Source organism: Floridaenema fluviatile BLCC-F154 (genome assembly GCF_041929135.1).
Lineage (GTDB): Bacteria > Cyanobacteriota > Cyanobacteriia > Cyanobacteriales > Aerosakkonemataceae > Floridanema > Floridanema fluviatile.
On the sequence record NZ_JBHFNS010000073.1, the window covers coordinates 44,926 to 58,205 of the forward strand.

General features: G+C 40.1%; 10 protein-coding genes. 3 read left to right on the top strand and 7 right to left on the bottom strand.

The window, feature by feature from the left end; all coding sequences use genetic code 11:
• The first annotated feature begins 5 nt into the window (after window positions 1–5).
• The 3 genes from ACE1B6_RS19375 to ACE1B6_RS19385 are packed head-to-tail and all read left to right on the top strand — an operon-like array spanning window position 6 to window position 2,490.
• The gene (locus tag ACE1B6_RS19375; RefSeq protein WP_413258897.1) at window positions 6–569 is read left to right on the top strand and encodes an SH3 domain-containing protein; all 564 of its coding nucleotides are present in this window, start codon (window positions 6–8) and stop codon (window positions 567–569) included.
• Between the two features lie 53 nt (window positions 570–622).
• Window positions 623–1,690: a retroviral-like aspartic protease family protein gene (locus ACE1B6_RS19380; RefSeq protein WP_413258898.1), complete on the top strand. Its 1,068-nt coding sequence runs from the start codon at window positions 623–625 to the stop codon at window positions 1,688–1,690.
• Window positions 1,687–2,490 carry a type 1 glutamine amidotransferase gene (locus ACE1B6_RS19385; RefSeq protein ID WP_413258899.1) on the top strand — a complete coding sequence of 268 codons (804 nt, stop codon included), beginning with the start codon at window positions 1,687–1,689 and terminating at the stop codon, window positions 2,488–2,490. The genes ACE1B6_RS19380 and ACE1B6_RS19385 overlap by 4 nt, the downstream gene beginning before the upstream one ends.
• 106 nt (window positions 2,491–2,596) lie before the next feature.
• Here ACE1B6_RS19385 and ACE1B6_RS19390 read toward each other — a convergent pair whose 3' ends face one another.
• From ACE1B6_RS19390 to ACE1B6_RS19420, 7 genes are all read right to left on the bottom strand, one after another.
• Entirely contained in the window at window positions 2,597–3,052 is a 456-nt protein-coding gene (locus ACE1B6_RS19390) for a nitrate reductase associated protein (RefSeq protein ID WP_413258900.1), read from the bottom strand.
• On the bottom strand, window positions 3,042–3,518 hold the full coding sequence (locus ACE1B6_RS19395; RefSeq protein WP_413258901.1) for a phosphate-starvation-inducible PsiE family protein: 477 nt from the start codon (window positions 3,516–3,518) through the stop codon (window positions 3,042–3,044). Before ACE1B6_RS19395 ends, ACE1B6_RS19390 begins: the two co-directional genes overlap by 11 nt.
• 14 nt (window positions 3,519–3,532) lie before the next feature.
• Entirely contained in the window at window positions 3,533–5,752 is a 2,220-nt protein-coding gene (locus ACE1B6_RS19400; protein WP_413258902.1) for a molybdopterin oxidoreductase family protein, read from the bottom strand.
• Window positions 5,753–6,065: 313 nt separating this feature from the next.
• On the bottom strand, window positions 6,066–7,601 hold the full coding sequence (locus ACE1B6_RS19405; RefSeq protein ID WP_413258903.1) for an MFS transporter: 1,536 nt from the start codon (window positions 7,599–7,601) through the stop codon (window positions 6,066–6,068).
• 113 nt (window positions 7,602–7,714) lie between these two features.
• Window positions 7,715–9,628 (bottom strand): ferredoxin--nitrite reductase, encoded by a 1,914-nt coding sequence (locus ACE1B6_RS19410; RefSeq protein WP_413258904.1) that lies wholly within the window; start codon window positions 9,626–9,628, stop codon window positions 7,715–7,717.
• 564 nt (window positions 9,629–10,192) lie between these two features.
• Window positions 10,193–11,050, bottom strand: a complete 858-nt coding sequence (locus tag ACE1B6_RS19415; RefSeq protein WP_413259003.1) for an ABC transporter ATP-binding protein — start codon at window positions 11,048–11,050, stop codon at window positions 10,193–10,195.
• A gap of 155 nt (window positions 11,051–11,205) precedes the next feature.
• Window positions 11,206–13,272 (bottom strand): nitrate ABC transporter ATP-binding protein, encoded by a 2,067-nt coding sequence (locus ACE1B6_RS19420; protein WP_413258905.1) that lies wholly within the window; start codon window positions 13,270–13,272, stop codon window positions 11,206–11,208.
• Window positions 13,273–13,280: the final 8 nt, after the last annotated feature.

Genomic DNA, 13,280 nt, shown 5'->3' on the forward strand with positions numbered 1-13,280 from the left:
AGTTTATGAAAGTCGCATTGTTAGCTAATCTATTATTAGGTGTTGTCGTCGGTTGGCAAAATCCCAACCTATTTTTAATTGCCCAAGCTGCACCTATAGGATTGGAAAAACAGGTATCACCTAATCAAAAAACTTGTCAAATTTACGCTTATGTAATTGACAAAGATCCCCAAGGTTTGAATGTTCGGGCTAAGCCAAGTACTAGTGGGGAAATTTTAACAAAATTGCCCACAAATACAGATGCGGTGTTAGTTGATATTGTTGCTTCCCAAGGAAATTGGGTATTAATTAACAAAGCTGAAAATGCTGAAGGTAAAACCGTTTTTCAGGGGAAAGGATGGGTTTATGCTTCTAAATTAGGTACTAGTACTCGCGGTTATGATAAAAAGAAAGTTTCGGTTTATTCTAGACCGGATAGAGGTAGAAAGGAAGTAGGAACTATTCCTTCTAGTACGCAAGTAACTTTGTTAGGTTGTCAAGGTAAATGGGCGTTTGTTGGTTATCAAAAAGTCCAAGGTTGGTTAGCAGCTGACGATCAATGTGGTACTCCTTTGACTACTTGTTCTTAGTTTTTTTTAACCGCAGAGACGCAGAGAACGTAGGGAGAAAAGAGGATAGAATTATGAGGAAATCAAAGTTATCTTTAGTTTCATCTGTGTTCATCTGTGTTCATCTGTGTTTCATCTGTGGTTTAATTGAAAATCTTTCGGGATCGGCAAAAACTCCTAGATTAAATAATATTAGTTTGAGTCAGGGGAGAGCGATCGCATTTCCTCAACTATTGCGGCTAAAAGCGATCGTTCGCTTGCAAAACATGGAACTATCACCGCCAAAAGTTTCCGGCGAAGCGACTTTACCAATGCGTTTACTAGAAGGCGGATTAGTTTGGACAATTGATTTAGAATTAGAGGGAAAATCAGGGAGATATTTAGTAGATACTGGTGCAGCAACTTCGATGATTGCAAGTCAACTAAGCAGGGAATTAAATTTAAAAGGAACTGCCATTCCCGGAGAAAGATTACAATTTGCAGTTGCGGGAAATGACTGTTTAAATATGGATGCTACTTTGCATCGTTTACCAAGTATAAAAGCCGAAACTGCCCAAATAAATGATTTAATGGTTTTAGAATTGTCAAAAGCCATAATTCCTGATGAATTAACCGGAGTTTTGGGAATGGACTTTTTTAGTCAGTTCGACTTAATAGTAAATCCCCAAAAACAAGAATTAAAACTTTTGTCGCCTTCCCAGTTACCTACAACAGACAAAAAAAACGCTATTCCCCTGCAAGGTAAACTAGGAGTTATGTTAGCAGAAGTAGAAATTAACGGGAAAGGGCCTTTTACTTTTTTAATTGATACAGGTGCAGAAAGTATTTTTATTTCGCAGCAAGTGGCGGATAAATTAGCTGTCGATCCTAGTAAAATGCAAGATATCAGCGTACAGGGTTTTTGCGGTTTAGAACCTGCAAAAGCTTTGACACTTAACCAAGTTAAAATGCAAAATTACCAATTAAATAATTTAGAAGCAGTAGTTTTAAATACTTCCGTGTTAAAAATGCTTGCAGTTGACGGAATTTTAGGGCAGAATTTCTTAAACCAGTTTGTGCAACACTGGCGATTTGAACAACCTGCAAACGGCAAATTTCCCGCCAGAGGTAGTTTAGTTTTAACCCCATTAAATTCGCAATGAACAATCAAGAAATGGAATTAAAAATTGGCTGGCTTTATCCGACATTGATGAGTACTTATGGCGATCGCGGAAACGTCATCTGCATTCAACAACGTGCCCAATGGCAAGGATTCAATGTACAAATAATTCCTCTAGATTTGCAAGCCTCAGTAACAGAAATTCATCAAGTTGATTTGTTAGTTGGTGGCGGCGCACAAGACAGACAACAAGAAATTGTAATGCGCGATTTAAAAGGCGCAAAAGCTACAGCATTAAGGGAAAAAATCGAAGCTGGAACACCGGGAGTTTTTACCTGTGGCGCACCTCAATTATTAGGTCATTATTATGAACCTGCATTAGGTCAAAGAATTGAAGGTTTAGGATTATTTGACTTTGTGAGTAAGCATCCCGGAATCGAAGCAAAACGCTGTATTGGTAACGTAGTTTTTGAAATTACTGCATCGAAATTAGCTGAAGAATTAAAAGCAATGTTAGGTAAAACACCTGTAATTATTGGTTTTGAAAATCATGGCGGAAGAACTTATTTAGGTAAAGTAGAAGCGTTAGGAAAAGTCATCAGCGGTTACGGAAATAATGGTGAAGATGGGATGGAAGGCGCATTTTATCATAATGCGATCGCTACCTATTCTCACGGCCCAGTTTTACCGAAAAATCCCTTTTTAGCTGATTGGTTGATTAGAACAGCTTTACAACAGAAATATCAAACAACTGTTGATCTGAAAAAATTAGATGATGGATTAGCAATGCAGGCGCGAGAAGCAATGTTTAAAAAGTTAGGAGTTAACGAATTAGCTGCTTGAAAGAAATTGAAAAACCCTGTAGAGACATTATATATAACGTCTCTACAAGGTTTTTCAATAACCCGATCGATTTGCAAAATGCTTGATACATAAAAAATCCCAGTCCCTACGCCAATTCAAACTCTCTGATTGCTGGCAAAAAGTTATTATTTTCATGACTGGGACGACTAAGTTTAATTAAAGCAAAACGCTGCAAAGGCGATAAATTTGCCCATTGTTCAACGGTAATATTTACTCGTTCTTCTTGAGCTTTTCCTAATACATCAGCAGGAATAATTTTGTCATCCATCCAAGCTGGATGTTCTTCAGTTGGTAATTCGGAAGCAGGCGATCCAGTTTGCTTAGTTACTAATTCTTGGAGAAATTCGCGATAGGTTTTTATTTCATTTGGGGTGCTACAGGGTAAGTCTACCAGTGCTTCTCTTTCCGCTAAATTAAAATAATTCCAATGGGATAATTTTAACTTGACTCCGCAAGTGTCCAACTTGTACCTAACCACCATAGGAATACAGCGCAAGCTATTAACAAAATCTGACTCAAATTGAAAGAATTTAGTGTCCATTATGAGTCCTCTTGTTCATAAAGCGAACAATTAAGAAACTAATTGATAAAGCTAAAATAGCGATCGCCAACCCAATTAGTTGTAAACCAGTTACTTCCTTTAAATCTAAAATAATAATTTTCCTGGCAACAGCAATTAAAGAAGTGATAATAACTAGTTCAACTTGAACAGCATGATTTTTTAGGTAAGCGGTGATATTTTCTAGTAGCTCTAAAGCAATTAAAATGTTCAGAAAAAAGCCAAATATTTTAATAATAGTTGTCGTAAAAAAACCTACTGGTTGGTGTAAAAATAAGTCTTGACCTAAAGAAATAATTAAGTCTACAACTGAAATTAAAATAACCGCCACCATTGCCAAAGAAAGGATTTTGGAGACTAGGCTTTCTATAACTTTAATAAAACCTAGAAACTCCTCATCACTAGTCATACGTTTTGCTTGTCTGGATAAGTCCCTGAAAAATCCCATTTTTTATGTTTACTTCACACAGAAGGTGATGCAGAGAGCATACTAGATTTTGGGGATATCAGTAAAGTATCAGCAGAAAGATTATCTGCTGTAACTTTTGCCAATTGTACGGCACAAGCTTTGAGTTCCGGTTCTAAGGAAACTGGACAAGCTTCGGGATGGGTTAAAACGTTGGCTTCTGCGTCTTTTGCCCAAAGTGCGCCCCAGTGCATGGGGACGAAAACTGTGCCAGGGGAGATGTTTTTGGTGATTTTTGCAGGGAAACGGGCAAATCCGCGCCGACTGCGTACTTCTACTAGTTCTTCCTCTTGAATGCTTAATTTTGCGGCATCGCGGGGATGAATTTCGATGAAGGGGTGGGGGTGCATCTGGGTAATTTTCTCTATCCTTCCGGTGCGGGTTTGGGTGTGCCAATGTCCGTACAGTCTGCCTACGGTTAAGACGAAGGGATAGTCTGGGTCTGGTGGTTCTGCTAGTCCGCGGGAGTGGTATGCTGCAAAGCGGGCGCGTCCGTCGGGGGTGTGGAAACGGTTGTCAGTGTAGAGTCGGGCGGGTGCGCCTTCTACGAGATTGCCATCAGCGGGACAGGGCCATTGTTGCGGGCCTTGGGTGTTTAATTTTTCGTGACTTAACCCTGTCATGTCGCAGGGTCGATTTTTGGTTAATCGAACAAATTCGGCGTAAACTTCGGCGGAATTTGTAAATTTAAATTGTTCGGTGAAACCTAAAAGTCTGCCAACTTCGGCAAAGATTTCCCAGTCGGCTTTGGTTTCTCCTGGGCGATCGCGAAATGCCGAACAAAGTGTAACTCGCCGTTCGGAATTGGTCATGGTTCCTGTTTTTTCACTCCACTGGGCAGCGGGTAATAAAACATGGGCATAAGCAGCGGTTTCTGTTGGGTAATAGGCATCTTGATAGACGGTGAAGGGCGATCGCAACAAAGCCTTTTTCGTCCTTTCTAAATCCGGCATACTCACCGCTGGATTTGTTGCCGCAACCCACAAAAATCCCACTTTTCCTGTTTCTAAACCTTCGATCATTTCCCAAACAGAAAGACCAGGTTTAGCGGCAATTCTTCCAGTTGGTAAACCCCAAAGTTCCTCGATTTCAGCGCGATGCTGAGGATTTTTCACCATGCGATAACCTGGGAGAATATGACACAAACCGCCAGCTTCTCTACCTCCCATTGCATTAGGTTGACCAGTCAAAGAAAAAGGCCCTGCCCCTGGTTTTCCGATTTGTCCGGTCATCAAATGCAAGTTATTAATCGTTTGAACTTTGGCAGTTCCTTCGGAAGATTGATTAATCCCCATTGACCACATCGACAAAACGCTTTTTGATTGTCCCCAATAACGGGCAGCGGTTTCTAAATCTGCCAATTCAATGCCGCATTTTTTAGCAACATAATCGGGAGGATATTGGCTAATTACTTCTGCATAAGCGGGGAAATTTGCCGTACATTCATCGATAAATTGGTGGTCAATGTAACCCCAACGTAACAATAAATAGGCAATTCCATTCATTAAATCTATATCAGTTCCGGGTTTAATGGCTAAGTGTAAATCTGCCGCTTCTGCTGTAGTTGTGCGACGCGGATCGACGACAATCATTTTCACTTTGCCGCTATTTTTTTTATGATATTTCCGCAATCTGTTAAATACAATTGGGTGACATTCTGCGGTATTTGTGCCAATTAAAAAAGCACAATTGGTTAATTCTAAATCATCATAACAACAGGGTGGGCCATCTGCGCCAAAACTTTGAATATATCCCGATACTGCGGAGGACATACAAAGGCGAGAATTAGCATCAAAGTTGTTAGTACCGAGACAACCTTTGATGAGTTTTTGAGCTACATAATAATCTTCGGTTTGGAATTGTCCAGAACCATACATACAGATAGAATCTGCACCTTGAGTGTAACGAACAGTTTGAATTCTGTTAACGATCGCGTCCAGTGCTTCATCCCAAGTTACCCGACGAAAAGGTTGATCTAAAGTTTCTCGCATCATGGGATAAAGTAGGCGATCTTTGTTTAAAGATTCGGCAATTGTTGCACCTTTTACACATACCATGCCTTGACTTGAAGGGTGGTTGCGATCGCCTTGTACCTTCCAACTTGGATATCCTTGACTGTCTCTATTTACAGGTTTTCCTGGTTGCGCTGGAGGCGAAACTTCTAAACCACAACCTACACCGCAATATGGACAAAGTGTTTTTTTGGAGTCAGTCATAAATTCATCTAAACCTTATCGTTAATATTTTTAGTGACTAAGGAAAAGTTTTGATTTGTAGGGGCGGGTTTAGTAGAAAACTTTTGCAACTCACAGACAATATGAAGGCAAAACCCGCCCCTAGAGATTTTTCTTGTCTCCTTGTATCCTCTGCCATAGATAGTTTTATAGGTGATTTATATCGATTACCAAATGTTTGCTACAAATGCTTGGGAAAGGGCGGGTTTTGATTTTAATCTGATGGCTGGGTATTCCAGGCTTTTGGCTAAACCCGCCCCTACTTTATTTGTATCAATCATTTAGGTAATCGATATTATTCCCTTGGTTCTTGTTCGTAAGCTAATGTGGGAGGAAGACTAGGTTTTTGCATTTCGGTTTCTGCTGCTTCACCTTCATGATGTGCAGAGAAGGAACCTTTGGGTTCTTTGAGAAAAAACCAACACATAAAGGTAACAATTAACGAACCAACACCCAATGTTTGGAAGAAAATTGTGTTTCCTACTTGTCCTTCAGGTAACAAGCTGAAGAGAGTTAAATAAGCAACTGCACCAACGTTTCCATAAGCACCAACGTTTCCGGCAATTTGTCCTGTAACGCGCCGTTTTACTAAGGGAACGATCGCAAATGTAGAACCTTCTCCTGCTTGCACAAAGAATGAACAAAGCATTACTAACAAGATGGCAAATGGCAACCACCAAGTACCATTAACTCCACCGAATAATAGATAACTAATTCCCATGCAGCCTGTGAGTACAGTCATAGTTAATTTGCGGCTACCAAGTTTGTCGGAAATTAAGCCACCACCCGGACGTGCTGCTAAGTTCATGAAAGCATAAGAAGCGGCGATCGCGCCAGCCATTACTTTATCTAAAGTAAAGGTATTTTCAAAGAATGTAGGTAGCATTGAAACTACTGCTAATTCCGAACCGAAGTTAACAAAATAAGTCAGTTCTAACAAGGCAACTTGGGAAAATTCGTAACGATCTTCTGCGGGATAGCGTTTTGTACCTGCAACTAATTCTTTATTAACAACCCAGCATTTGTAGGATTGGAAAGCGTACAAACAAAATAGGAGAAACCAAGTAATGTAGAGTTGAGTTTCGTTGAAGAAACCGACTATGTTTAAGCGCCAAGCGAGAACAGCAAGAATCCCACTGAGAGGAATATTCATTACCATCAAAAACCAGAAATCTTTTTTAGTGGTAACTTCAATACCGCCATGTTTTTTCGGACGCTGATAAACTTTGCCAGTGGGAGTATCTTGAACGTTGAAGTAGTAAATTGCGCCGTAAACAGCAGCGATGATTCCGGTTAGTGCGATCGCAAATCTCCAGTTAATTTGACCTGCCGCCATTACCGAAGTAACTGTAGCAATTGAAGGTAAAGTAAAAGCCGCTGCTGCTGAACCAAAGTTTCCCCAACCGCCATAAATTCCTTCAGCTAAACCGATTTCTTTCGGAGGAAACCATTCCGCTACCATGCGAATTCCAATCACAAAACCTGCACCAACAATACTTAGTAATAAACGGCTAATTACTAAACTATTGAAGTCTTGAGCAAAGGCAAACATTAAACAGGGAATTGCTGCATACATTAGCAACAAAGAGTAAGTAATTCTCGGCCCATATTTATCTAATACCATACCGATAATAATTCGGGCTGGCACTGTCAAAGCTACGTTACAAATCGCTAAAGTTTTGATTTGACCTACACTTAAACCTAAAGATTCTTGAACTGCTGTGGCGAAAGGAGCAAAGTTAAACCACACCACAAAAGAAAGAAAGAAGGCAAACCAAGTCAAGTGCAAGATGCGATATCTTCCCCGAAATGACCACAATTCACTTAACATTTAACATCCCTCAAAATTGAAAAAACATCGACAAAAAACGAACAGAAGGGTTTAGTGATTTTCGATTTTATAGAAAAGCGATCGAAAATCAAAAGTTCCAAATCTAAAATTAATTAAGCATCAATTACTACTCGCCCAACCGGGTGAGAAATGCAGGTTAAGATAAAACCTTGCTCTTTTTCGCTATCACTGAGAGCATTTGGTTCACCTTCATATTCGACTCCACCTAGTAACAATTTTTGTTTGCAAGTTCCGCAATTTCCCGATCGACAACTGCTAGGAATATCCACACCTTCTGCTTCAGCTACCTCTAGGATAAATTGTTCGCTATTAGAACTAACTTCCTTACCTGATTTAGCGAAAGAAATCACCGTTGGTTGCACAGTTTCAGGAGATTTAGTTTCCTCTGGTGCTTTACCATTAGAATCAACTTCTTCTGCAAAGGAAAGTGTAATTTTCGGTTCTTCTCCCGCAACTTGGGCAGCATTATCTTTTGGTTTAGCGGCAAACTGTTCGATCAGAATTTGGCGCAACAAAGGTTTCAAATCTTCACAAGCAATGCCTTTTTTCACACAAGTTCCTAAATGGGCATCTTTCCCTACTTTTCCGCCCATATAAAGGTCAACACCTTCAAGAGTTTTCCCATCTTTTCTAACTTTAGTTCCCATCAAACCAATGTCAGCAACTTGGGGTTGTCCGCAAGAATTTGGGCAACCAGTCCAATGAATTCTTACAGGTTTAGTAAGAGTTAATTCTGAGTCTAATTCCTGAATCATTGCCAAGGCGCGATTTTTAGTTTCAATTAAGGCGAAACCGCAGAATTGTGCCCCTGTACAAGAAACTAACGCCCGATTTAGAGGTGTGGGATTAATGCTAAATTTTTCCAAAATTGGTTCGGCTAAAAATGCCTCTAATTTGGCATCTGAAATATTGGGAACAATCAGATTTTCTTCAACTGTTAGGCGAATTTCTCCATTGCCATAAACATCTGCGATTCTGGCAAGTTCAAACATATCTGGCGCAAATAAACGCCCAATGGGAATATGTAAACCGACAAAATTTAACCCTGGTTGTTTTTGTTTGAAAACGCCAATATGATCGCGTTTTTCCCAAATAATTTCGTCTTTTGCTGCTGCTTTTGCGAGAGGTTTTCCGAGTTGGTTTTCTACTTCTGTGCGAAATTGTTCTAAACCAATTTCATCAATTAACCACATTAACCGGGATTTTTGTCGATTGGCGCGTAAACCTCGATCGCGAAAAACTTCTAAAATTGCTCTGCACAATCCTACCACATCACTAGGAGGAACCCAAGCATTTAAAGGAATCGCAGCATCGCAACGTTTCGCAGAAAAGAAGCCGCCAACTAATACATTAAAGCCAAAAGTTTCGTTTAAAAATGCTGGAATGAATGCAATGTCGTTAATTTCAGCGTGAACGGAATTGTCGCGACATCCAGCGATCGCAATATTAAACTTCCGAGGTAAATTAGTGAATTCCGAGTTACCTTCACCATGATTAGTGATCGTGTCTTGCACTTGTTGGCAAAGTTCTCTGGTGTCGAATAATTCATCACCATCAATCCCTGCAACAGGCGATCCTGTAATGTTCCGAACGTTATCCATTCCTGACTGCACGCTGGTTAAACCAACGGCTTTCATTTTGCGGAAAATATCCGGTACATCTTCAATGCGAATTCCCCGTAATTGCAGGTTTTGTCTAGTAGTAATATCAGCATTTCCATCACTACCGTAACGTTGGACAATTTCCCCTAAAACCCGCATTTGTTCGCTGTTAATAATGCCGTTTGGTAAACGCAAACGCATCATGAATTTGCCGGGAGTTACGGGACGGAAAAAGATTCCCAACCACTTTAAGCGATATTCGCGATCGCCTTCTTCCATCGCTTCCCAACCAATTCGGGCGAATTCTTCTAATTGGGCTTTGACTGCTAAACCGTCTTTTTCAGCTTTTAATTTTTCAAACTTGTTTTTAGTTTCTTTTGTTACTGATGGGAGAGTACTTGTCATCAGTTATTCCTCCAGTTAATCCCGTTTATTTGGCTTGAAATCTGGTGACTTAACGTTATTATTCCGTCAATTAAAACTTTGCTTACTAAACGCTATTTTTCGTTTCATGCTAGTCGGCTAATCAGGCTGAATTTGTAGATTTTGTTACAAGACTCTAGCTTCTGTCTGGTAAATCTATCTTTAGACAGAACGTTTTTTTTGGTGACAGTATGTTTCATGAATGAAGATCAGAAAATTGCTGGGTTAAAGAAAGATTTATTTGATTTTGTAAATCTTTTCCTTCTGTTTAAAACTCGCTACATTTGCTTGAATTCCTAGCCTTATGTACTTAAGTTTAGAGAATAAATTCAAGTAAACGGTATCTTTAGTAACAAAATATTTAATAATATGAATATGTTGCATGAACAAAATGCTATTTTTACATAAAGTTGGGGACTGGGGACTGGGGACTGGGGACTGGGTAAGTTTTGATGGGAATGAGGACAATAAATTAAGAGTTTAAGCAAATGTGTTTCTTAGGAGTAAACCGCCCCCATAACTCAAAACTTACCCAGTCCCCAGTCCCTACTCAACGTGGGCAAAACGGCGGAAGAGGAAGTCTAAGGCGTGGTTTCGCAGTTCATAATATTGCGGATCTTCCATAATTTGAGCGCGATATTCCGCAGGAGTGGCTTCACCAACACTTGGGCGAGAAAAAGGAATATTCATCACTTCGCCAATGTTGGCAGCGGGGCCATTTGTCATCATGACTAGGCGATCGGCAAGGAACAAAGCCTCATCAATATCATGAGTAATCATCAATACTGTAATTTTATGTTCTCGCCAAATTGCTAATAATTCTTCTTGCAATTCTTCCTTAGTAATTGCATCCAAAGCGCCAAAAGGTTCGTCTAAAATTAAGATTTCAGGACGGATCGCTAAAGCACGGGCGATCGCCACTCTTTGCTTCATGCCACCTGATAATTGATGCGGGCGTTTGTGGGCGGCTTCACTTAATCCCACCATTGCCAAATGTTCTTCAACAATTGCGTGTTTTTCCGCCTTGGATTTATTTGGAAAAGCAGTTTTTACTGCCAAATAAACATTTTCGTAAGCAGTTTTCCAAGGCAAAAGGGCGTAATTTTGGAAAACCATCATCCGATCGGGCCCAGGTTTGGTAATTACATTTCCCCGCAACCTAACTTCGCCGTCACTTGGTTGATTAAAACCAGAAACCATATTCAACAAAGTTGATTTACCGCAACCGGAGTGACCGATAACACAGACAAATTCTCCTTCATAAACGGTGAAGCTTACATCTTCTAAAACCGGATATAAACCATTAGGAGTTGGGTAAACTTTGGAAACTCGATCGATCACCAAAAAAGGTTCGCGAGTGATTGGTTCTTTGAGTTGAATTTTACTGCTATTGCTAGTCTGCATGGTTCTCATTGTGTAGTGCGTAGTGAATAGTAAGTAGTGTCAATCGGGGTTCAGAAATGCCTGACGAAAATCAATTAACCCATCTGCGTTCATCTGCGTTCATCGGCGGTTTAAAATTGAACTTTTCGGACTTTTCCCACAAATCCGATCGACAATTAAGCCGCTTCCGATCGAGAATCATCGATAATAATTTCTTGCACCCGAATTTCTCGGTGAATCGTCAAACGTTGTAAATAACCAAGCGGATCGTCAGGATTAAACACCATGCGATCGAATAATTCAAAACATTGGCGATCGGGTTCAATATCAGGAAATCCTAACTGACGCGCCGCTTCACCATATAAATCAACTCGACGCACTCTTTCTAAAATTTCCACCCAATTTTTCGGGAAAGGAGTAATCCCCCAACGTGCTAATTGAGTGAGAATCCATAAACCTTCAACCCTTCCCGGACAGTTGGTATTATCGAAGTGAAACTGATTGAATCTCGGCAAAAGTTGCGGTATTTCATCTGTACCTTTATTGTAAGCAGTTAAGAAACCAGGGCGAGTATATTCTAGTGCAGAACCAACATATTGAGGACGACAAATTAAGCCTAAAATTTCTTCGCGGTGGCGGCGATCGTCACAATAATCGCAAGCTTCTAACAAAGCTTTAACTAAAGCAATGTGAGTATTAGGATTTTGATTTACCCAATCTTCGCGCATTCCCAAAACTTTCTCTGGATGTCCAGCCCAAATATCTAAATCAGTGGCAATTACATAACCCAAATTTTCGTGAACGGCGCGAGAATTCCAAGGTTCACCAACACAATAACCGTCAATATTTCCGGCTTTTAAATTAGCAACCATTTGCGGTGGCGAAATGACAGCTAAAGTCATATCTAAGTCAGGATCGATACCACCAGCAGCTAACCAATAGCGCAGAATTAAGTTGTGCATGGAAGCATTATGCACCATACCCATAACATGACTTTTTTGCGGATTGTCGGAAATTAATGCTTTTAAATCTGCTAAATTTCTGACTCCTTGGCGATAGAAACTTTTGTTTAAAGTAATCGCGTTGCCATTGCGACTTAAAACTAAAGCAGTAACAATTGGTACTCCAGCTTGGCTAATTTCTGATGTGCTAGAAAACGCTGAGGAATTCATGCCTAAAGTCATGGCTAAAGGCATTCCGGCAACCATTTGGGCTGCATCTAAACGGCGAGTTGCCACACCTTCGGCGATCGCTTTCCAACTAGGTTCTCTAACTAATTTAACTTCTTCAATTCCATGTTTTTTGAAGAAACCTTTTTCTTGGGCAACGACTAAGGGCGCACAATCTGTTAAGGGAATAAAGCCAATTTCCAGAGTAGTTTTTTCTAAACCTTTACGAGAAATAAAGGCTTTGCCGGAAGTGGGAACTGCGGTTTTTTCTGGCTGTTTAGCTTTGCGTCTTTTATCCCTTTTTTGTTGATTTAAGAAGTAAATCATTTCATTTCGCATTGAGTAATAATTGGGATGATTTACTACTTCTAAACGATGGCGAGGACGAGGAATTGGTACTTCTAAAATTTGTCCAATGTGAGATTCTGGCCCATTAGTTAACATCACAATGCGATCGGACAACAATAAAGCTTCATCCACATCATGAGTTACCATTACGCAGGTAACATGACTTTCTTCACAAATCTGCATTAACTGTTCTTGCAAGCCACCTCTAGTTAAAGCATCTAATGCGCCGAAAGGTTCATCTAATAATAGTAACTTAGGGCGAATTGCTAAAGCACGACCGATCGCAACTCGTTGTTTCATCCCTCCAGATAATTCACCGGGACGTTTATCTGCGGCATTTCTTAAACCTACTAAATCAATGTGATGTTGAACAATTTCTTTCCGTTCGATCGCAGATTTATCTTTTAAAACTTTGTTAACGGCAAGGGCAATATTTTGCCGCACAGTTAGCCAAGGTAGTAAGGAATAATTTTGAAATACTACCATGCGATCTGGTCCCGGTTTAGTAACTTCTCGCCCTTCTAAAATGATGCCGCCTTTGCTGGGACGATCTAAACCTGCCATCATATTTAACAGGGTAGATTTACCACAACCAGAATGTCCAATTAAGGAAACAAATTCACCCTGTTTGATTTTTAATTCGATGTTTTTTAAAGCTATGTAGCTACCGCCATTTGCTAGGGGAAAAATGCGATCGACGTGATCTACTTCAAGGAAAACTGACATGGTGATTA

Bases quoted from the DNA above. Each gene is read 5' to 3' on its own strand.
- ACE1B6_RS19420 (WP_413258905.1), bottom strand. From the start codon at position 13,272: ATGTCAGTTTTCCTTGAAGTAGATCACGTCGATCGCATTTTTCCCCTA.
- ACE1B6_RS19405 (WP_413258903.1), bottom strand. From the start codon at position 7,601: ATGTTAAGTGAATTGTGGTCATTTCGGGGAAGATATCGCATCTTGCAC.
- ACE1B6_RS19400 (WP_413258902.1), bottom strand. From the start codon at position 5,752: ATGACTGACTCCAAAAAAACACTTTGTCCATATTGCGGTGTAGGTTGT.
- ACE1B6_RS19395 (WP_413258901.1), bottom strand. From the start codon at position 3,518: ATGGGATTTTTCAGGGACTTATCCAGACAAGCAAAACGTATGACTAGT.
- ACE1B6_RS19375 (WP_413258897.1), top strand. From the start codon at position 6: ATGAAAGTCGCATTGTTAGCTAATCTATTATTAGGTGTTGTCGTCGGT.
- ACE1B6_RS19385 (WP_413258899.1), top strand. From the start codon at position 1,687: ATGAACAATCAAGAAATGGAATTAAAAATTGGCTGGCTTTATCCGACA.
- ACE1B6_RS19380 (WP_413258898.1), top strand. From the start codon at position 623: ATGAGGAAATCAAAGTTATCTTTAGTTTCATCTGTGTTCATCTGTGTT.
- ACE1B6_RS19410 (WP_413258904.1), bottom strand. From the start codon at position 9,628: ATGACAAGTACTCTCCCATCAGTAACAAAAGAAACTAAAAACAAGTTT.
- ACE1B6_RS19415 (WP_413259003.1), bottom strand. From the start codon at position 11,050: ATGCAGACTAGCAATAGCAGTAAAATTCAACTCAAAGAACCAATCACT.
- ACE1B6_RS19390 (WP_413258900.1), bottom strand. From the start codon at position 3,052: ATGGACACTAAATTCTTTCAATTTGAGTCAGATTTTGTTAATAGCTTG.